Source organism: Kitasatospora sp. NPDC101155, assembly GCF_044768305.1.
Taxonomy (GTDB): domain Bacteria; phylum Actinomycetota; class Actinomycetes; order Streptomycetales; family Streptomycetaceae; genus Kitasatospora.
In genome coordinates, this window is record NZ_JBIWPN010000006.1 from 327,932 (window position 1) to 347,251 (window position 19,320).

Consider the following 19,320-nt stretch of genomic DNA (forward strand, 5'->3'; position numbering starts at 1 on the left):
TCAGTTCTCCTCCTGCCGCACCGCGGCGGCCGGCCGCTTGCCGTCCGCCTTCCAGCCGGCGCCCCAGGGGCCGGGCGCGCCGGCCGCGTCCCGGCCCGGGCCGTCGCCCGCGTGGTACTCCACCGCGTCCGCCGTCATCTGCATGAACGCCTCCTCCAGCGAGGCCTGCTGCGGGCTGAGCTCGTGCAGCACCACGCCGTGCGCCGCGACCAGTTCGCCGAGGTTTGCGATGTCGCCGTCGACCACCTCGTAGGAGCCGTCCGGGCCCGGCTCGTGCCGCAGGCCGGCCGCGGCGAGCACGTCGAGCAGGCGCTCGGGCTGCGGGCTGCGCATCCGTACGGCGGAGCGGGAGTTGCGCCGGATGAACTCCGGCATCGTCAGGTCGGCGAGCAGCCGGCCCTTGCCGATGACCACCAGGTGGTCGGCGGTGACGGCCATCTCGCTCATCAGGTGGGAGGAGACGAAGACCGTGCGGCCCTCTCCGGCCAGGCGCTTCATCAGGTTGCGGATCCAGAGGATGCCCTCCGGGTCCAGGCCGTTGACCGGCTCGTCGAACATGACGATCTCCGGGTCGCCGAGCAGGGCGGAGGCGATGCCCAGGCGCTGGCCCATGCCGAGCGAGAAGCCGCGGGCCCGCTTGCGGGCGACCGGGGTGAGGCCGACCAGGGCGAGCACCTCGTCCACCCGGCGCGCGGGGATCCGGTTGCTCTGGGCGAGCCAGAGCAGGTGGTCGCGGGCGGTGCGGCCAGGGTGGACGGCCTTGGCCTCCAGCAGTGCGCCGATGTACTTGAGCGGCTCGCTGAGCTGCCCGTAGTGCCTGCCGTCGATGGTGACCCGGCCGCCGGTCGGGCGATCGAGGTCGAGGATCATGCGCATGGTGGTGGACTTGCCGGCGCCGTTGGGGCCGAGGAAGCCGGTGACCACCCCCTGGGGGACCTGGAAGCTGAGCCGGTCCACCGCGAGCGTCTTGCCGTAACGTTTCGTCAGGTCGTGCAACTCGATCATTCGCGCTCCCTTACTCCTTGTCAGGCTAGGGCAAAGCGGATGCTGTGGCCCGTTGAGTGGGGCCCGCTGAGTGGGCCCGCCGGGCGCGTCGGAATACGGTGGGCGCATGAGTCAGCGAAGCGAGCGAATCAACGAGGTGGGCGCGTGAGTCAGCTCCCCTCCGCAGTGTCGGTCCGTGAGAGCGGGACCGGAACCCCTCTCGTGCTGCTGCACGCCTTTCCGTTGAACGCCTCGATGTGGTCCACCCAGCTGGACGCGCTGCCCGGCCTGACCGGGGACGAGGTCCGGGTGCTCGCCCCCGACCAGCGGGGTTTCGGCGGCACCGAACTGGGCTCCGACGAACCCTCGCTGGACCCGGTCGCCGACGACCTCGCGCTGCTGCTGGACGCGGCCGGGATCGACCGCGCGGTGGTCGGCGGGCTCTCCATGGGCGGCTACGTGGCGCTGGCCTTCGCCCGCCGCCACCCGGACCGGCTGGCCGGGCTGCTGCTGGCCAACACCCGTGCCACCGCCGACACCGACGCCGCCCGGGCCAACCGGGAGCGGATCGCCGCCGCCGTCACCGCCCGGAACAGCGTCCAGCTGCTGCTGGAGGAGAACGTGGCGGCCGGGCAGCTCGGGCCCGACTCGCAGCACCTGGTGGAGCGGGTCCAGTCGATGGTCGCCGCCGCGCCGCCGGCCTCCGTCGCCTGGGCCCAGCGGGCCATGGCGGCCCGCCCGGACGCCCTGGAGGTCCTGGCAGGGCTGCGGGTGCCGCTCTCGGTCGTCGCGGGCGCCCAGGACGCCCTGGTGGCCCCGGACGAGGCCGAACGGATGCTGCAGGCCCGCCCGGACGCGGAGCTGACCGTCGTCCCCGGGGTGGGCCATCTGAGCGCCCTGGAGGCCCCCGGGGCGTTCGACGCCGCCGTCCGCCGGCTGCTCGCCCGGGTGGCCGCCGGATGACCCCTGACGCGGCGGGCTGGGACTTCTCCGCACTGGAGGTGACCGGCCGGATGCCGGTGACCAACCGCGGCGAGGGGCTGGTCGAACTCACCCTGGAGCCGCTCGGCGAGGACTACTGGCTGCGCCCGGGGGAGACCTTCATCGTCACCTCGTACGGCGACTACGGGCCCGGGCACCCGTTCGAGGTGCAGTACTGGCCCGACTCGGTGTCGGTCTGGTGCACCTCCTGGTTCGGCACCGTCTCGGACGACGAGGGCAACCAGCTCAGCAGCGGGCACCAGCGGCCCGACGGGGCCTACCCGAGGTAGTGACGGCGGGAAAGCCGACAGGCCCTCACTCGCACGGGTGAGGGCCTGTCGGCTGTGCTGGTCCGCGCACGGGGGCGGGGCGCCGCTCGTCAGCGCGACTGCTGGGCGGGCACGCCCATGGTGTCGTCGTTCGGCAGCGAGGCGGCGGCCACGGCCGCGCCGGTCAGCGTCGCCAGCATCTCGCGGACGTTGGTCAGCTGGGCGTTGATGCTGTCGCGACGGTTGGTCAGCGCCGCCAGCTCGCGCTCGGACTCGCTGCGGATGCGGTCCGCCTTGGCGTTGGCGTCCGCCACGATGTCCTCGGACTGGCGCTGGGCCGTCTCGACGGTCTGGCGGGCCCGGCGCTCGGCGTCGGTGCGCAGCTTCTCGGCCTCCAGGCGCAGCTGCTCGGCCCGGTGCTCGATCTCGGCCAGGCGCTTCTCGGCCTTGGCCTGACGGGCGGCCAGGTCGCGCTCGGACTGCTCGCGGCGCTTGGCGAGGTTGGTCTCGAACTCCAGCGCGGCCTGAGCGGCCTTGGTGCGGGTCTCCTCGAAGAGGGCGTCCGCCTCCTCGCGCTTGTTCTGGGCGTCCTTGTTGGCCTCGGCGCGCAGCTGGGCGGAGTCGCTCTTGGCCTTGTCGACGATCCGCAGGCCCTCGTCCTCCGCCTTGGCCTTGCGGTCCTTGGCGTAGTTCTCGGCCTCGGTGCGGACCTGCTGGGCGGCGGCCTCGGCCAGCTCGCGGTGCTGCTCGGAGGCGCGGTGCGCCTCGTCGCGCAGGTCCTTGGCCTCCTCCTCGGCGAGCCGCAGGATCTTCTCGACCCGGGCGCCGAGGCCGGCGTAGGACGGCTCCGCATCGGCGACCGCCGCCTGGGCGGTCTGGGTCTCCAGGTGGAGCTCCTCGATGCGCTTCTCCAGCGCGCTGATCCGGGTCAAGGCACTGTCACGGTCGGCCACCAGCTTGGTGATCCGCTCGTCGACCTGGGCGCGCTCGTACCCACGGCGCACCAGGTCGAAGCCGTGAGGGGAGTGACTGTCGCTCATGGGACTCTGGGCTTCCTGTCGTCAAACCGCTGAGGTGGTTGAGGGAATCCTGACACGGTACCGGAGTGTCGACGGCGAAATGCCGTTCTCTCACGGACAATGACCGCCAATGTCCGCTCAATCGGGTGGTGCGTTCTTGGAGCGATTGCCACCCGACCGGGGGGAGCCAACTCCGGCACCGGCCTTGGCGCCCCCGTCCTTCTTGTTGTTGCTTCCCCCGTTGGCCTGGGCGACCGGTGACGGCGCCTCGAAGGCCTCCAGCGCGGACAGGACGTCCTGGACCCTGGAGATCTCGGTGTTGATGTCCTTGCGGCGGCGCACCAACTCGTCCAGCTCGCGCCGGCCCTCGTCGGTGACCCGCTTGGCCTCCGCCTTCGCCTCGGCGACCAGCCGCTCGGCCTCCGCCTTCGCCAGCTCGATCTGCTCGTCGGCGGTGCGGTCGGCGTCCCGCAGTCGCTTCTCCGCCTCGGCGGCAGCGCCCTCCAGCTGCTCCTCGGCCTCGGTCTCGGCCGACTGCAGCTTGGCCTCGGCCTTCTCGATCAGCGCCTCGGCGCGGTCGGTGGAGCTGGCGAGCTTGGTCTCCGCCTCCTTGAGCAGGCCCTCGGCCTTGCGGACGGCGGAGAGCCGGACCTTGCTGGCCTCCGCGGAGGCCTCCGAGGTCAGCTCGCCGGCCCGCTCCTCGGCGGCCGCGACCAGGGCGGCTGCGCGCTCCTCGGCCTCGGCGACGGTGGCCACCGCCTGCTCCTCGGCCTCGGTCAGCTGTTCCTGGGCGGCCGTCACCAGGGCGTCCACCCGCTCGCCGGCCGACTTCATGGCCGCCGCGTTCTCCTTGCGGGCACGCTCGTGCAGCGCCTCGACCTCGGCGTCGGTGCGCTCGCGCAGCTCCTCCGCGCGCTCGCGGATGGCGGTGGCGTCCCGGCGGGCCTCGGCGAGCAGCGCGTCGGCGTCGGAGCGGCCCTTCTCGACCTCGGCCTGACGGGCCGCCTCGCCGGCCGCGACCAGGCGGTCCGCCTCCTTGCGGGCGGCGGCGACCATCGCGTCCGCCTGCTCCTCGGCGGCGGCGGTGGTGGCCAGCGCGGTGGTCTGGGCGTCCTCCCCGAGCGCCTCGGCGTCCGCGAAGGCCTTCTCCAGGACGGACTTGGCGTGGTCGCGGGTGGCCTTGTCGAACTGCTCGGCGGCCTCCCGGGTCTCCGCGTCGTAGGCGTCGGCGCGGGCGTGGGCGGCGCTGTCGTACTCGTCGGCCAGGGCGCGGGTGGCGAGGGCGTACTCCTCGGCCTCCGCGCGCAGCCCGGCGGCCAGCTCCTCGGCGTCGGCGACCGTACGGGCGCCCTGGGCCTCGGCGTCGGCCACCGTCCGGGCGGCCTGCGCGTCGGCGTCCGCGCGCAGCTGTTCGGCGGTCTCCTGGGCGGCGCGCAGCTCGGCCTCGGCGTCGGCGCGCAGCTGCTCGTCGTAGGCCTGGGCCTCGGCGCGGCGGCGGCCCAGGTCGGCCTCGGCGGCCTCGCGCTCGGCGGCGAGCTCCAGCTCGGTCTGCTCGCGCAGGGCGGTGGTCTCGGCCTCGGTGCGGGCGCGCAGGTCGGCGGTCTCCCGGTCGGCCAGCTCGCGCTGCTCGGTGGCGTACTGGTCGGCCGCCTCGCGCTGCTCGGCGGTCTCGCGCTCGGCGAGCGCGCGGACCTCGGCGGCGTAGAGGTCGGCCGCCTCGCGCTGCTCGGTCGCGTACTCCTCGGCGGCCGTGCGCTGCTCGGTGGTCTCCCGGTCGGCGAGCGCGCGGACCTCGGCCGCGTCCTGCTCGGCCCGGTCGCGGGTCTCGGCGGCCTCCTGCTCGGCGGTGGCGCGCAGCGCGGCGATCTGCTCGGCGGCGGCCTCGTGCAGGCCGGCCACCGACTGGCGGACCTCGGCGGCCTCGTCCTCGGCGGCGGCGACCAGCTCGGCGCCCTCGGCCCGGGCGGCGGCGACCACGTCCTCGCCGTCGGCCGCGGCCTGCTCCAGGACGGCGGTGGCCTCGGCGCGGATGCCGTCGGCGGTGGCGCGGGCCTCGGACAGCTCGCGGCCCGCCTCGGCCCGGACCGTCTCGGCCTGCTCGTTGGCCAGCGCCAGTTCGGCGGCGGCCTTCTCGCGGGTGGCCTTGGCGTCCTGGGCGGCCTCGGCGCGGCGCTGCTCGGCGGCGGTACGGGCCTGTTCCAGCAGCTCGTCGGCCTCGGCGCGGCGGTCGGTCGCGTACTGCTCGGCCTCGGCGCGCTGCTCACCGGCGTACTGCTCGGCCTCGGTGCGGACGCGGTCGGCGTAAGCCTCGGCGCTCTCGCGCTGCTCGGTGGTCTCCTGCTGGGCGAGGGCGCGCAGCTCGGCGGCGGCCTGCTCGGCCTCGGCGCGCTGGGCGGCCGCGTACCGGTCGGCGCCCTCGCGCTGCTCGGCGGCGTACCGGTCGGCCGCCTCGCGCTGCCCGGTCGTCTCGGCGGCGGTGCGCTCGGCGAGCTCGCCGGCGTGCTGCTCGGCCTCGGTGCGGACGCGGTCGGCGTAGGCCTCGGCGCTCTCGCGCTGCTCGGTGGTCTGCTGGCGCGTCAGGGAGCGCAGCTCGGCCGTCTCGCGGTCGGCGCTCTCGCGCTGCTGGGCCGCGTACTGGTCGGCGGCCCCGCGGATCTCGGCGACGTGCTGCTCGGCCGCGGCGCGGACCTCGGCGGTCTCCTGCGCGGTGCGCTCGGTCAGCTCGGCGGCGGCCTGCTCGGCCTGCTCGCGGACGGAGCGGGCGGCGGCCAGCTGCTCGGCGGTCTCCTCGCGCTCGCGCTGCAGTCCGGTGGAAGCGGCCTCGTGCTCGCGCAGGCTCTCCTCGCGCAGCGCTTCGGCGGCGGCCTCGGCCTCGGCCCGGGTACGGGCGGCCTCGGTGTCGGCCTCGCTGCGCACCCGCTCGGCGTCGGCGACCGCAGCGCTCCGGACGGCGTTCGCCTCGGCCTGGGCGTCGGCGGTCAGCGCCTCCGCGGCGGCGCTCGCCTCGGTGCGCACCCGCCGGTCGAACTCGGCGGCGTCGCGCCGGAGTTCGGCGGTCTCGCGCTCGGCGGCGACCCGGTTCTCGGCGGCCGCGGCCTTGGCGGCGGCCAGGGCGTCCTGGCCCTGCTGCTCGGCGGCCGTGGTGATCTTCTCGGCCTCGGCGCGGGCCCGGGTCAAGGTCTGCTCGGCCCGCCCCTGGGTCTCGGCGGCCTGCTCCTGGGCCTGCTCGCGCAGCCGCTCGATCTCCCCGGCGGCGCCGGCGCGCAGCTCGTCCGCGTCGGCCTTGGCCCTCGTGAGCAGTTCCTCGGCGCTCTTCGCCGACTCCTCGATCTGCAGCACCGCCTGGCGGCGGGCCTCGCTGCGGGCCCGGTCGGCCTCGGCGGCGGCCTGGGCGCGCAGCTCCTCGGCCTCGGCCCGCAGCCGGGCCGCCTCGTCCTGCATCTGCTCGATCCGCTCGCGGATCGCGGCGGCGTCGTCCAGGGCGGCGTTCTGGGCCTGCTCGACGGCGGCCTGGGCCTGCTCACGCAGCCGCTGCGCCTCGGCACGGGCCTCGGCGCGGATCCGCTCGGCCTCGGCGGCGGCCTCGCCGCGGGTGACCTCGGCGTCCTGGTTGGCCTGGCCGAGCACCTCCTCGGCGGTCTTGGCGGCCTTGGCGAGGTGGACGGTGGCGTCCTTGGCGCCGGCCGCCCGGCCTTCCTCCTCGGCCTCGCCGCGCAGCCGCTGGGCGTCGGCCTCGGCCTGCGCCCGCAGCTCGGCCACGTCCCGTTCGGCCCGGGCGCGCAGCTCGGCGATCGCGGCCTCGGCCTCGGCCTTCAGCTGGGCGGCGACCGACTCGGCGGTGGCCCGCAGCCGCTCGCCCTCCTCGGCGGCGGCGGCCTTGGCGGCGTCCGCCTGGGCCTGCTTGGTGGCGGCCTCGGTCCGGACGGCCTCGGCCTCGGCCCGGATCACGGAGGCCTCGGTGGTGGCCTGGGCGACCATCCGGGCCACCTCGGCCCGGGCGGTCTGCGAGCGCTGCTCGTTGGCGGCCTCGCCGTCGGCGACCTTGCGCTCGGCGGCGGCCTCGGCGTCGGCCTGGAGCTGCTCGGCGGCCTGCTCGGCCTGGGCGCGCAGCTCGGCGGCCTCCCGGCGAGTGCGCTCGGCCTCGGCGATCGCCTCGGCGCGCAGCCGCTCTATCTCGGCCTTCGCGGCGGCGAGCTGCTGCTCCGCGCGGGCCTGCTCGGCGGTGGCCTGCTCCTTGAGCCGGCCGATCTCGGCGTGGGCGACGGCCAGCTGCTGCTCGGCGGCGACATGGGCGGCGGCCAGCTCCTGCTGGGCCTGGCCGCGGGCGGCATCCACGTCGGCGGCGGCCTGGGCACCGGCCTGCTGGGCCTGCTCGGAGGCGGCGCGCAGCAGGCGCTCGGCGTCGCTCTGGGCCCGCTGCAGGGCGGCCTCGGCGGCGGCCTGGGCCTCGCCGCGGGCGGCGTCCACATCGGCGGCGGTCTGGGCGCGGGCCTGGTCGGAGAGTGCGGCTGCCTCGGCACGGGCGGCGGCGACCATCCGCTCGGCCTCGGCGCGGGCCTCCTGGAGCAGGCGCTGGGCCTCCTGCTCGGAGCCGGTCCGGGTCTGCTCGGCCCAGCCGTTCAGGTGCTGCTCGGCGGAGCGGCGCAGATCGGCGAGCTCGTCCTCCAGCTGGCGGCGGCGGGCGGTGAGCTCAGCCTCCAGCCGGGCGGTGCGCTCGGCGGCCTCGGCCATGATCCGCTGGGTCGCGGCCTGGGAGTCGCGCAGCTGACGCTCGGCGTCGGCGCGCAGCTGCTGGGCCTGCATCTCGGCGGTGCGGAGCATCTGCTCGGCCTGGCCGGAGACGGCGTCGAAGGCGCGCGGCTGGGCGAGCATGCGACGGGATTCGTGCAGCTTGGCCCGGAGCACCTCCACCTGGTAGGCGAGGTCCTCGGCATGCTCGACTGCTTTGTCCCGCTCCTTCCGAGTCCGACCCATCTCGGCCTCGAACTGGGAGAGGTGATCGTCAACCTCGTAGCGGTCGTTGCCCCGCACTCCGCGGTCCCATCCATCTCCTGGTCGCGTCCTCGACCCGGCCGGTTCCGGGCTCCCGTGTCCGGGGCGCCGGTCCGACTGGTCCTTGCATCCGCGGTCACCGGACGAACCCCCGCCAAGCCGGGGCCGTCCGCCGCGATCGTCGGAATCCTCGGTGCGGGAGCGCGGGCGTACCGCGTTCCCCCGTCCGGGTGGACTCCTGGGCGAACTCTTGCCTGTGGAGAATGGTGACAGATCCGTCTTGCGACTGTTCAGCCGTGCCCGCGTACTGGACTCCCCTGCGACGGGCCGACCACCGGAGGGCGGACAGGCCTGTCATCGGCCGTGCCCGTCGCCTCCGTGCCCCGGAGTCTTCGCGCACCTGGGCATTGTAGTGGGAGCGCACTGCGGGGGAATGGCCGCGTGGGGGTTTTCCGGCTGTCGGACCAGGTTACTGACGGGTCGCTAGGGTCCGGCGCCGTGCTGCCGCCCCGCGCGGGCGGCGCCGCCGGGGGTTTGAGGCGGCGCCACCAGGGGTTCCGGGTGGCGCCGCCGGGGGTCTCAGTGCCCTTCCTGCGCACCCGGCTCGGCCGAGGTGACCAGCTCGGTCAGCACGCCGCCGCAGTCCTTGGGGTGCAGGAAGGTGATCCGCGAGCCCATCGAGCCGATCCGCGGCTGGTCGTACAGGACCCGGACGCCCTTGCCCCGGATGGCCTCGGCGTCGCCGTCCACGTCGGCGGTGCCGAAGGCGATGTGGTGCACGCCCTCGCCGTTCTTCTCCAGCCACTTGGCCACGGTGGAGTCCGGCCGGGTGGGCTCCAGCAGCTGGAGGTACGAGGCGCCGCCGTCGTCCGTCCCGTTGATCCGGAGCATGGCCTCGCGGACGCCCTGCTCCTCGTTGACCTCGCTGTGGAACACCTCGAAGCCGTAGGTGGCGCGGTAGAACTCGACCGTCTTGTCGAGGTCACGGCAGGCGATGCCGATGTGGTCGATACGGGTCAGCACGGCGACCTCCGGGGCCGGTAGGGAAGAAGGTGGCACCCAGTGCAGCGTACGGCCCTTCAGGGGCGCCAGTGCCGGACGTGCGAGCCTGCTCACACGGCGCAGGGTTCACCCGGAGTGCGTTGACACGGTGTTGACTGGATGGTGCCAGTGCGCTCGATCACACCGTCGCTCCGGTGACGGGCGGAAAACAGGTCAGTACATTGAGCGCATCCTCACCTGGCCACGACGTGCGAAGGGGCCCGTCCCATGACCAACACCACCTCTGTGATCGTTGCCGGTGCGCGGACCCCGATGGGACGCTTGCTCGGTTCCCTCAAGGGCTTCTCCGGCGCCGAGCTCGGCGGCTTCGCGATCAAGGGCGCGCTGGAGCGGGCCGGGATCACGGGTGAGCAGGTCCAGTACGTGATCATGGGCCAGGTGCTGCAGGCAGGCGCCGGCCAGATCCCCGCCCGCCAGGCCGCCGTCAAGGCCGGCATCCCGATGAACGTCCCGGCGCTGACCATCAACAAGGTCTGCCTCTCCGGCCTGGACGCCATCGCGTTGGCCGACCAGCTGATCCGCGCCGGCGAGTTCGACGTCATCGTGGCCGGCGGCCAGGAGTCGATGACCAACGCCCCGCACCTGCTGCCGAAGTCCCGCGAGGGCTTCAAGTACGGCGCGATCGAGATGCTCGACGCGATGGCCTACGACGGCCTGACCGACGCCTACGAGAACATCCCGATGGGCGAGTCCACCGAGAAGCACAACACCCGCCTGGGCATCGCCCGCGAGGTGCAGGACGAGATCGCCGCCGCCTCCCACCAGCGGGCCGCCAAGGCGCAGGCCGACGGCGTCTTCGACGCCGAGATCGTCCCGGTCGCCATCCCGCAGCGCAAGGGCGAGCCGGTGCTGTTCAGCCAGGACGAGGGCATCCGCGCCGACACCACCGTCGAGGGCCTGGCCAAGCTGCGCCCGGCCTTCGCCAAGGACGGCACGATCACCGCCGGCACCTCCTCGCAGATCTCCGACGGCGCCGCCGCCGTGGTCGTGATGAGCAAGGCCAAGGCCGAGGAGCTGGGCCTGACCTGGATCGCCGAGATCGGCGCCCACGGCAACGTGGCCGGCCCGGACAACTCGCTGCAGTCGCAGCCGTCCAACGCGATCCAGCACGCGCTGTCCAAGGAGGGTCTGGAGGTCTCCGACCTCGACCTGATCGAGATCAACGAGGCCTTCGCGGCCGTCGCCCACCAGTCGATGAAGGACCTGGGCGTCTCCTCCGACATCGTCAACGTCAACGGTGGCGCGATCGCACTCGGCCACCCGATCGGCATGTCCGGCGCCCGCGTGGTGCTGACCCTGGCGCTGGAGCTGCAGCGCCGCGGCGGCGGCGTCGGCGCGGCCGCGCTGTGCGGCGGCGGCGGCCAGGGCGACGCGCTGATCGTGCGCGTGCCGAAGGCCTGATCGCTGACCTGACTTCCGGGGCTGCGGACCGCCACAAGTGGTCCGCAGCCCTTTCGGCATCGGGATTTGGATCTGCGCAAGGAGATCCCCTTGACATCCTCCTCCGGCTGGCGTCGGAGGATTCCGGCCCTCGCGGGTCGGGCTTTCTGCTGCGCAGCCGGTTGCCGACCTGGGGTTACCAGCGGAGGGACGGCGTGCCGCCCATCGGTCTTACATCAGCTCCACAGACCTGACTTCCCGCCAGCCCGGCGGTAGGCCGACCCGGAACTTGGCTATCGTTTCCGACCCGGCGTAGCCGAGCTGTCACGACGAGTAACCCCCCCATTGGAGCGGGGACGGTGCTCCGCCTCGTCGGCGGAAGGCCGGTTCAGGACCCGCTCTGCAGGAGGTCCGATTCTCTCCCCCCGGCGAAGTCGGGGGTCTACTCGGAGGCATTAAATGATCGATGTCGCCACGCTGGTCGAGCAGGCCCGGGAGGGCCGGCCGCGGGCGGTCGCCCGGCTGATCACGCTGGTCGAGAACGCCGCCCCGCAGCTGCGGGAGGCGATGGCCGCGCTCGCGCCGTACACCGGGCAGGCCTACACGGTGGGCCTGACCGGCTCGCCGGGGGTCGGCAAGTCCACCACCACCTCGGCGCTGGTCTCCGCCTACCGGCGGCTCGGCAAGCGGGTCGGGGTGCTGGCCGTCGACCCGTCCTCACCGTTCTCCGGCGGGGCGCTGCTGGGTGACCGGGTCCGGATGCAGGACCACGCGACCGACCCCGAGGTGTTCATCCGCTCGATGGCCACCCGCGGCCACCTGGGTGGGCTCTCCTGGGCGGCGCCGCAGGCGCTGCGGGTGCTGGACGCGGCCGGCTGCGAGGTGATCCTGGTCGAGACCGTGGGCGTCGGCCAGTCCGAGGTGGAGATCGCCGCCCAGGCCGACACCGCCGTGGTGCTGCTGGCCCCCGGGATGGGCGACGGCATCCAGGCCGCCAAGGCGGGCATCCTGGAGATCGGCGACCTCTTCGTGGTCAACAAGGCCGACCGGGACGGCGCCGACGCCACCGCCCGCGAGCTCAACCACATGCTGGGCCTCGGCGAGGCCCGCGAGGCGGGGGACTGGCGCCCGCCGATCGTCAAGACCGTCGCGGCCCGCGGCGAGGGCGTGGACGAGGTGGTCGAGGCGCTGGAGAAGCACCGCGCCTGGCTGGAGGAGCACGGCGAACTGGCGGCGCGTCGTCGCCGGCGGGCGGCGCAGGAGATCGAGGCGATCGCACTCGCCGAGCTGCGCGCCCGGATCGGCGACCTCTCCGGCGACCGCCACCTGGCCGGCCTCGCCGAGCGCGTCGTCGCCGGCGAGCTGGACCCGTACGGCGCGGCCGACGAACTGGTCGCGGGCCTGACCACCGGCTGAGTTCGCCCCCCGCCGTTTCCCTCGTGGCTTCGGCAGGGTCGAAGCGGCGAGGGAATTCTGCGATTGAACCGGCTTGCTCAGGGCCCGTGTCCTCGGACACGGGCCCGCCAAAAACCGCCGCCCCAAGAGGTCCACCCTGCACCCGTAGCCTGAGTTCAGGGACAGAGGAAGAGGACCGGGTAGTGGTCTGATCACCAAGGCACAGATCTTCCGTGGGTGGGGGGGATGGCCAGAGCTCTTTGGGGCGGGCCCGCGGGCCGTTCCAGGGTGGCCCGGAAACGTGTTCCGCCCCGCCGTGATCGTGATCGCGGCGGGGCGGAGAAAAGGCTGTGCGTGCCTGTGGTTTCCCGGTCGTTGTGCGGGAGGCCGAGGGTCGAAGGGCCTACGAGCGGCCGCGGAGGCCGCGGAGGTGTTCGGCGACGGGGGCGAGGGCCTCGTACATGGCGTCGAGCTGCTCGGGGGTGAAGCGGTCGATGAAGTGGGCCCGGACGCTGCGTACGTGGTCCGGGGCGACTCGCTGCATGGTTTCCCAGCCCTGCTCGGTGAGGTGGGCGTAGAGGCCGCGGCGGTCGCCGGGGCACTCCTGGCGCAGGACCAGGCCGGCGTTCTCCATCCGGGTGATCTGGTGGGAGAGCCGGCTCTTCGACTGGAGGGTGGCGGTCGCGAGGTCGGTCATCCGCATCCGGTGGTCGGGGGCCTCGGAGAGGACGACCAGGATCTCGTAGTCGTTGATGGCCAGGTTGTGGGGCTGGAGTTCGCGGCTGAGCTGGTAGTCCAGCAGCTTGGCGACCTCCAGATGGGCGCGCCACATCCGCTGCTCCCTGGCGGTCAGCCAGGGAGTCTCCTCCCCGGGCTGAGGCGGAGGGGTGTCCGCAGTGTCGATCGTGTGCGTATCCATGGGACCCAGCATAGCCGATTTAGTTCAATCTTGTACAAGTTTACAGGCCGAAACGCCGTCCGAGTTCGCCCAGGTTACCGAGGCCGGGCACGTTGGGGTTGCCGCCGGCGTGGGCCTGCTGGGGCGGCACCCCGCCGCCCGGCACGCCCGCCTCGGCGTCCACCACGCCCACCGACCGCTCGGCCAGCAGCTTTTCGCTGGACTGGATCAGCACCTGCCCGGTGCCGATGAACTCGAACTGGTGCTCCTCGCCGGAGACGCCGCCGATGCCGGTCAGTCGTCGCAGGCCGCCGACCACCCCGTGCAGGTACTCGTGGTCGTAGTGGTGACACGGCGCCGGGCAGTCCGCCCAGCCGACCAGCGCCTGCGGGTCCACCCGGATCGGCGGCTCGACGAAGTGCACCGGCCCGTTGGAGGCGGCGACGAAGCGGCCGGTGCCGATCAGGGTCAGGAAGCCCGGGATGATCGACTGCTTGAGCCGCAGCGTCGGGTCGAAGGCGAGCAGGTTGCCGGAGCGCACGGTCAGGTTGCCGTCGTCCAGGTCGTAGGAGTTGAGGTCGAAGGCGCGGTCGGCCAGCAGCAGCTTGCCGGCGCCCTGGGCGACCACCCAGTCCGCCGCGTGCAGCGGGGAGTTGAAGTGCTGCCCGAGCACCCGGTCGACCATCCCGGCGCCCACGCCGCGGAAGGTGATGTCGCCGTAGTAGGCGATCATCTTGCCCTTCTGCAGGAAGTAGGAGCCGTTCAGGTCGACCGCGAAGGTGTACGGGTTGACGTTGTCGTTGGCCGGCAGGGTGTACGCGTCGTACACCACCGGGCCCTCGCCGCCGTGGGTGGTCGGCAGCGGGGCCTGCGGGCCGCCGAACTGCTCCTGGGCGTAGGCCTGTTGGGGCTGCTGGGACGGCTGCTGCGGGTAGCCGGGCGGCGGGGGCGGCGGGTAGTCCTGCGGCGGGCCGTAGTTCGGCGCGACCGGCGGCACCGCGAGGCCCGGCTGGGTCGGCTGGTCGTGCGGCGACTGCCCGTACGGCGGCTGCGGCGGCTGCGGCGGGTAGGACATCAGAGCTTCTCCTCGCTCGCCTGGACGTACACCGCGCCCTGCCCGGACAGCTCCAGCTGGAACGCCTCGCCCGAGCCCCGGCCGATCATCTCGCGCCAGCCGATCGCCGTGGACAGCTTGTTGCGCACCTCGCCGCGGTGCGCCACGTACGCCTGCGGGTCGACGTGCACCGGCCGGCCCGGGGTGATCGGCAGCTCGAAGACCCCGCCGTGGGCCATTACCGCGACCGAGCCGTGGCCCTCCAGCCGGGTGGTGAACAGGCCCTGCCCGCTGACCTGGCCCCGGACCATGCCCATCACCCCGCCCTGCGAGCCGAGGAACACGGTGGACTGCCGCAGCGTGCCCTCGAAGGCGAGCAGCCGGTCCGCCTCGACGAACAGGGTGTCGTCGACCAGGTCGATCACCTGGACGTGGTGGCCGCCGTGGCCGAACATCACCCGCCCCTGGCCCTCGACGGTCATCAGCGGGGTGTCCTCGTTGGCGACCCGGCGGCCGATCATCGACATCACCCCGCCCTGGCCACCGGTGATGTTCGGGGTGAACCGGACGTCGCCGGTGTACGCGATCATCGCGCCGCGCTGGCTGAACAGCGGCTGACCGGGCACCACCTGGGCCTCGACCAGCTTGCCGTTGATCCGGGTGAAGCCCATCAGACGTCACCCCCGAGGGTGACCTTCTCCGAGGGCTGGACGTACACCAGGCCCTCGCCGGTGAACTCGACCTGGACGGCCTCGCCGCCGCCCTCGCCGATCACCGTGGTCCAGCCCGCGCCCGACTTGAGGCTGCGGTGCAGGCTGCCGGTGTGCGCGAGGTACGCGCCCGGGTCGACCCGCAGCGGCATGTCCTTGCCGACCCGCAGGATGACGGCGGGCCCGTTGGAGGTGACGGCGGCCCAGCCGTGCCCCTCCACCTTGGTGGTGAAGAGGCCGTTGCCGGAGGAGACGCCGTTCAGCCCGGTGAAGGTGGTGCCGGTGTGCAGGCCGGCCTCGGTGCACAGCAGGTTGTCCGACTCGACGTGGAGCGTCTCGCCGTTCAGCCGGACGAGGTTGATCTCGGTGGCCTTGTCGGCGAAGTAGCAGGTGCCCTGCCCCTTCACCTCCATGACGGTCATCCGCTCGCCGGTGAGTCTGCGGGCGACCATGCCGCGCAGTCCGTCCCCGCCGCCGGTCAGCTTCTTGAAGGTCATCTGGCCGGTGTAGGCGACCATCGAGCCGTGCCGGGCCTTGACGGCGTCGCCGGCCAACTCGACGGCGAGCACCCGCGAGCCCTGGAGTCTGAACTGTGCCACGGCCGCAATCTAGCTTTTGCGGCCGTGGTTGGGCGAGAGGGCGGGGACGAACAGGCCCGGACCCGGGACAACGGTTCAAGGTCGGGCCTGGGACAAAGGTGCGAGTCAGGGCCGCGCGTGCGCCCCGTGGCCGGGGTGCGGGACGGTGCCGGCCGCCTCCTCGACCTCCAGCAGCGAGGCCGAGTGGCGCTCCGCCTCGAAGGCGACCGCGCCGCCGCGCAGGCCGAACAGGCGCTTGGAGAGCATGATCCACAGCACCGCGGCGATGTTCAGCAGCAGGGTGCAGATCTTCAGCGGGCTGACGTGGTGACTCAGCTCGTAGCCCTCCAGCGGCAGGAAGGCCGCGGTGGCGACCACCGTCAGGTACTCGGCCCAGCGCCTGCCCAGCCAGAGGCCGACCGCCTCGACGATCTCGATCAGCGCGTAGGCCAGCAGCGCGCCCGCGACGATCAGCAGGGTCTTCTTCTCGTAGCCGAAGGTCTTGCGGATCGTCTCGACGACCGGGGCGTGGTCCAGGTCCCAGTTGAAGTGGTCGGCGATCGGCTTGAAGACCGTCAGGTCCTGGTCGAAGACCCGCTGCACCGCGTCCTGGTGGTTGGAGAACTTCCAGACGCCCCACGCGATCAGGATGATCACGATGCCGCGCAGCACCCGCTCGATGGCGAGGAAGCGCAGGATGAAGATGTCCCGCAGCGCCTTGCCGCGCGGTACCAGCGGGGCGTTCGCGGCCGGGCCGGAGCCGTGCGGGGCGCCGAGCGCGAAGTCGCCGCAACGCAGGCAGCGCCAGGCGTCGCCCACGGCGGTGGCGGCGTGCAGCCGGGAGGCCAGCTCGGGTTCGGTCGGCGCGTAGGTGACGTGCCCGCGCTTGGCGCAGGTCCTGCGGTCCCAGTCCCGCTTGAACATGGTGTGGATACCCCCGTGTGCGATGCCGTGAGCGCCCGGATCGGTGGGCGCGCGGGCAAGAGGATAGGGGGTACGGACGACGGTCTGCTGCGTTCGGCCGGGTTCTGGCGCGTGGCTGTGACATCGGGCACGGTGGCCACCCCCGGCCCGGGGCTCGGACATGTGCTCGGTGATAATGGCCGGAAGGCTTGTGAGTCGCTTCACAAGCGTGCCCACGCCTCCGACCCCCGTATTGAGGTATCCAACGTGAACAGCAGCGCCGTCCACCGCCTGCGCCTGGTCTCCGCTCCCGAGGGGATCTCCTTCGTCCTCCTGCTGATCTGCACGGCGCTGAAGTACACCACCAGCTTCAACGCCGTCCCGGTGCTCGGCCCTGTCCACGGGACCCTCTTCATCCTGTACGTGGTGTTCTGGATCCAGGCCTGGCAGACGCAGAAGTGGGACCGCAAGCGCGGCATCCTGTTGTTCGTGCTCTCGGTGCTGCCGTTCGGCGGCGTCTACGCCGAGCGGACCCTTGCCCAGGAGGAGCGCGGCGAGCTGCAGCCCGCCGCCGCCACCGCCTGACGCGAACGCGTGGACGGTCGACAGGCTGCCACGGCCTCCTCTCCCGAAGGGCCGCGGCAGCCTGTCGCCGTTTCTTGCCGGGGGTGGTCCAGGGCGGGGCGCGGTTGACGGGGTCTAGTTGACGTTGACCCCGCTCCAGGCCGCCGCCACCGCCTTGTACTCGGCGCCGGCCGTGCCGCCGTACAGGTCGGCCGCGGCCTTCAGGGTCGCGGTGCGGGCGGCCTTGTAGTTGGTGGTGGAGGTCAACGACCCGAGACCAGGGTCCCGGGCTTGCAGTTCACCGCGCGCCCAAGGGGTTGCCCCCTTGGCGGTGTCCGCGTCTGACCAGCGCTCCACTGGGCGCTGGTGGGGGAGGCGGTCGTCGGACGGGAGCTTGGTCAGAAGCATGACAATTCGTGGCGGGAAGGACAGGGCGTCGCCGGGGATTGGCCAGGAGTCGCCAGCGCCGGTGCGGATGGTTCGGCTGCCGCCCATTGCCCGGAATCCGCGGTTCGTCCCGCTGGCGGGACCCCGCCAGCCGGTCGGCCTTGACGGCCTCCGGGGCCGGCGGGGTCCCGGGCCCGGGCGCGCGGCGCTCGGGCGCCGGCATGGGCGGACGCCCGGGGCCTGCCCTCCGGCGAGGTCCCGGGCGTCCGTGCGCCGTGCGTCAGTTGACGTTGACGGCGCTCCAGGTGGCGGCGACGGCGTTGTACTCGGCGCTGGAGGCGCCGTACAGGTCCGAAGCGGCCTTGAGGGTCGCAGTGCGGGCGCCCGCGTAGTTGGTGGTCGAGGTGAAGTAGGTGGTCAGCGCCTTGTACCAGATCTGCGCGGCCTTGTCCCGGCCGATGCCGGCGAGGGTCGAGCCGTTGTACGTCGGGCTGTTGTAGCTGACGCCGTTGATCGTCTTGGCGCCGCTGCCCTCGGCGAGCAGGTAGAAGAAGTGGTTGGCCACGCCCGAGGAGTAGTGGACGTCCAGGCTGCCGACCGAGGAGGACCAGTAGTCGGCGGACTTGCCGTCCTTGGACGGCTGGTCCATGTAGCGCAGCGGCTTGCCGTCGCCGTTGATGTTGATCTGCTCGCCGATCAGGTAGTCCGGCTTGTCGGCGGCCAGGTTGGCGTACCACTCGACCATGGTGCCGAAGATGTCCGAGGTGCCCTCGTTGAGGCCGCCGGACTCGCCGGAGTAGTTGAGGCCCGCGGTGGCGGAGGTGACGCCGTGGGTCATCTCGTGGCCGGCCACGTCCAGCGCGGTCAGCGGGTGGGTGTTGCTCGCGCCGTCGCCGTACGTCATGCAGAAGCAGCTGTCGCTCCAGAACGCGTTGACGTAGTTGGAGCCGTAGTGCACCCGGCTGGTGGCGCCGACGCCGTCGTTCTTGATGCCGTTGCGGCCGAAGGTGTTCTTGTAGAAGTCCCAGGTGGCCGCGGCGCCGTACTGGGCGTCCACGGCGGCGGACTCCGGGTTGGAGACCAGGCCGTTGCCGAAGGAGTCGGTCGAGTTGGCGACCAGCGTGCCGGAGCCGGAGGTCTTGTTCTTCAGGGTGAAGGTGGACTGGCCGCCGCGGGTGGCGTCCTTCAGCTGGTACGAGGTGCCGCTCTGGGTGGTGGTCAGCGGGACGCTGCCGACGAAGACGCCCTTGCCGGTGCCGGAGGCGGTCTGCACCTGCTCGTGGGTGGAGAGCACCTGGCCGGTGGCGGCGTCGGTGACCAGCAGCTGGCTGCTCGGGGTGCCGTCGGCGCGCAGGCCCTCGACGGTGGTGCGGTAGGCCAGGCGCGGGTTGCCGTCGGTGGCCCAGACGACCAGCTCGGCCTTGCCGGCCTGGTGCACCTCGGTCAGCGGGGACTCGTCCTCGTCGACGGTGATGCCGACGGTGGACTGCACGGCGCCGGTCGCCTGGGCGGCGGCCTTGTCCGCCGGGATCGGCGGGGTGAGGCTCGGCAGGGCGAGCTGCGCGCCGACGGCCTTGTCCACGGCGGTGGTCGAGCCGTCCGCCTTCTGGTGCACCACCAGGTCTCCGCCCAGGACGGGGAGCCCGGCGAAGGTGCGCTCGTAGCGGAAGTGGCGGGAGCCGTCGGCGTCCACCACGACGTCCTTGGCCACCAGCTGCTCCTGGCCGCCCAGGGCCAGGGCGTGCGCCACCTTGCCCGCCTGGCCGTTGGCCAGCGCGATCAGGTCGGCGCGCTGCTGCGCGGTCCGGGCGTGCGGGGTGGGGTCCGCCTGGGCGGCGCTGACCTGGACGACGCCGGTGAGCAGGGCGGTGGCGGAGAGTACGGCGACTGCGGCGAGCTTTCGCTTCACGGACGAGTCCTTCCGGGAAACCGCGTGTTGGGCGCGGTCGCGCCTCGTCCCGGGGGCCGGGGTCGGCACCTGAGGGGCGGAACGGGCGCTGACGTGCGAGGACCCCGAGCGGTCGTGCGGCTGCCACCGGTTGGGTGGGGGTGGTGGCTGTCGAACGGGGTTGGCGGAAAGCATGACAATCGAGCAAATCAAATGACAGGTCTTGTTCATGAATTGGCCAAGTCCCGCCAAGGGA

Annotated in this window: 16 protein-coding genes; 5 read left to right on the forward strand and 11 right to left on the reverse strand. The window is 73.0% G+C overall.

Translation table 11 applies throughout. The annotated features are described in order from the left end of the window. Positions 1–1,005, reverse strand: a complete 1,005-nt coding sequence (locus tag ACIRYZ_RS12290) for an ABC transporter ATP-binding protein (protein WP_402942560.1) — start codon at positions 1,003–1,005, stop codon at positions 1–3. A 144-nt stretch (positions 1,006–1,149) separates the two neighbouring features. Here ACIRYZ_RS12290 and ACIRYZ_RS12295 point away from each other — a divergent pair, with 144 nt between their 5' ends. Both ACIRYZ_RS12295 and ACIRYZ_RS12300 read left to right on the forward strand, forming a co-directional pair. Beyond that, complete coding sequence (locus tag ACIRYZ_RS12295) at positions 1,150–1,947, forward strand: alpha/beta fold hydrolase (RefSeq protein ID WP_402942563.1); 798 nt, start codon at positions 1,150–1,152, stop codon at positions 1,945–1,947. Next, on the forward strand, positions 1,944–2,255 hold the full coding sequence (locus ACIRYZ_RS12300; RefSeq protein ID WP_387617157.1) for a hypothetical protein: 312 nt from the start codon (positions 1,944–1,946) through the stop codon (positions 2,253–2,255). The genes ACIRYZ_RS12295 and ACIRYZ_RS12300 overlap by 4 nt, the downstream gene beginning before the upstream one ends. Positions 2,256–2,344: 89 nt before the next feature. Here ACIRYZ_RS12300 and ACIRYZ_RS12305 read toward each other — a convergent pair whose 3' ends face one another. From ACIRYZ_RS12305 to mce, 3 genes are all read right to left on the reverse strand, one after another. Next, positions 2,345–3,274: a cellulose-binding protein gene (locus ACIRYZ_RS12305; protein ID WP_387617155.1), complete on the reverse strand. Its 930-nt coding sequence runs from the start codon at positions 3,272–3,274 to the stop codon at positions 2,345–2,347. A gap of 117 nt (positions 3,275–3,391) precedes the next feature. Then, positions 3,392–8,284 carry a hypothetical protein gene (locus ACIRYZ_RS12310; protein WP_402942566.1) on the reverse strand — a complete coding sequence of 1,631 codons (4,893 nt, stop codon included), beginning with the start codon at positions 8,282–8,284 and terminating at the stop codon, positions 3,392–3,394. Between the two features lie 540 nt (positions 8,285–8,824). Beyond that, the gene (gene mce, locus ACIRYZ_RS12315) at positions 8,825–9,268 is read right to left on the reverse strand and encodes a methylmalonyl-CoA epimerase (RefSeq protein ID WP_387617270.1); all 444 of its coding nucleotides are present in this window, start codon (positions 9,266–9,268) and stop codon (positions 8,825–8,827) included. A gap of 246 nt (positions 9,269–9,514) precedes the next feature. Between mce and ACIRYZ_RS12320 the strand changes: the two genes are divergently transcribed. Beyond that, a complete protein-coding gene (locus tag ACIRYZ_RS12320; RefSeq protein ID WP_402942569.1) occupies positions 9,515–10,708 on the forward strand; it encodes an acetyl-CoA C-acetyltransferase in 1,194 nt (397 codons plus the stop codon). Positions 10,709–11,146: 438 nt separating this feature from the next. Next, on the forward strand, positions 11,147–12,103 hold the full coding sequence (gene meaB / locus ACIRYZ_RS12325; RefSeq protein ID WP_402942572.1) for a methylmalonyl Co-A mutase-associated GTPase MeaB: 957 nt from the start codon (positions 11,147–11,149) through the stop codon (positions 12,101–12,103). 382 nt (positions 12,104–12,485) lie between these two features. On the opposite strand, the gene ACIRYZ_RS12330 is transcribed toward meaB, so the two are convergent. From ACIRYZ_RS12330 to ACIRYZ_RS12350, 5 genes are all read right to left on the reverse strand, one after another. Further along, positions 12,486–13,001 carry a MarR family winged helix-turn-helix transcriptional regulator gene (locus ACIRYZ_RS12330; protein ID WP_402942574.1) on the reverse strand — a complete coding sequence of 172 codons (516 nt, stop codon included), beginning with the start codon at positions 12,999–13,001 and terminating at the stop codon, positions 12,486–12,488. Between the two features lie 40 nt (positions 13,002–13,041). Next, positions 13,042–13,842 (reverse strand): AIM24 family protein, encoded by an 801-nt coding sequence (locus ACIRYZ_RS12335; protein ID WP_402942678.1) that lies wholly within the window; start codon positions 13,840–13,842, stop codon positions 13,042–13,044. A gap of 212 nt (positions 13,843–14,054) precedes the next feature. Next, a complete protein-coding gene (locus ACIRYZ_RS12340; protein WP_402942577.1) occupies positions 14,055–14,705 on the reverse strand; it encodes an AIM24 family protein in 651 nt (216 codons plus the stop codon). Continuing rightward, the gene (locus tag ACIRYZ_RS12345) at positions 14,705–15,343 is read right to left on the reverse strand and encodes an AIM24 family protein (protein WP_387617143.1); all 639 of its coding nucleotides are present in this window, start codon (positions 15,341–15,343) and stop codon (positions 14,705–14,707) included. The genes ACIRYZ_RS12340 and ACIRYZ_RS12345 overlap by 1 nt, the downstream gene beginning before the upstream one ends. 105 nt (positions 15,344–15,448) lie before the next feature. After that, positions 15,449–16,246 carry a DUF2127 domain-containing protein gene (locus tag ACIRYZ_RS12350; RefSeq protein WP_402942579.1) on the reverse strand — a complete coding sequence of 266 codons (798 nt, stop codon included), beginning with the start codon at positions 16,244–16,246 and terminating at the stop codon, positions 15,449–15,451. A gap of 246 nt (positions 16,247–16,492) precedes the next feature. Between ACIRYZ_RS12350 and ACIRYZ_RS12355 the strand changes: the two genes are divergently transcribed. Next, positions 16,493–16,810, forward strand: a complete 318-nt coding sequence (locus ACIRYZ_RS12355) for a DUF3817 domain-containing protein (protein ID WP_393031624.1) — start codon at positions 16,493–16,495, stop codon at positions 16,808–16,810. A gap of 114 nt (positions 16,811–16,924) precedes the next feature. On the opposite strand, the gene ACIRYZ_RS12360 is transcribed toward ACIRYZ_RS12355, so the two are convergent. Together ACIRYZ_RS12360 and ACIRYZ_RS12365 are read right to left on the reverse strand one after the other, a co-directional pair. Beyond that, complete coding sequence (locus ACIRYZ_RS12360) at positions 16,925–17,056, reverse strand: M4 family metallopeptidase (protein ID WP_402942582.1); 132 nt, start codon at positions 17,054–17,056, stop codon at positions 16,925–16,927. Between the two features lie 400 nt (positions 17,057–17,456). Next, positions 17,457–19,085, reverse strand: a complete 1,629-nt coding sequence (locus tag ACIRYZ_RS12365; RefSeq protein WP_402942585.1) for a M4 family metallopeptidase — start codon at positions 19,083–19,085, stop codon at positions 17,457–17,459. Between the last annotated feature and the right edge of the window lie 235 nt (positions 19,086–19,320).

Excerpts from the sequence above, each read along its gene's own strand:
- ACIRYZ_RS12290 (WP_402942560.1), bottom strand. The coding sequence starts at position 1,005 with ATGATCGAGTTGCACGACCTGACGAAACGTTACGGCAAGACGCTCGCG.
- ACIRYZ_RS12300 (WP_387617157.1), top strand. The coding sequence starts at position 1,944 with ATGACCCCTGACGCGGCGGGCTGGGACTTCTCCGCACTGGAGGTGACC.
- ACIRYZ_RS12305 (WP_387617155.1), bottom strand. The coding sequence starts at position 3,274 with ATGAGCGACAGTCACTCCCCTCACGGCTTCGACCTGGTGCGCCGTGGG.
- ACIRYZ_RS12320 (WP_402942569.1), top strand. The coding sequence starts at position 9,515 with ATGACCAACACCACCTCTGTGATCGTTGCCGGTGCGCGGACCCCGATG.
- meaB (WP_402942572.1), top strand. The coding sequence starts at position 11,147 with ATGATCGATGTCGCCACGCTGGTCGAGCAGGCCCGGGAGGGCCGGCCG.
- ACIRYZ_RS12330 (WP_402942574.1), bottom strand. The coding sequence starts at position 13,001 with ATGGATACGCACACGATCGACACTGCGGACACCCCTCCGCCTCAGCCC.
- ACIRYZ_RS12340 (WP_402942577.1), bottom strand. The coding sequence starts at position 14,705 with ATGGGCTTCACCCGGATCAACGGCAAGCTGGTCGAGGCCCAGGTGGTG.
- ACIRYZ_RS12350 (WP_402942579.1), bottom strand. The coding sequence starts at position 16,246 with ATGTTCAAGCGGGACTGGGACCGCAGGACCTGCGCCAAGCGCGGGCAC.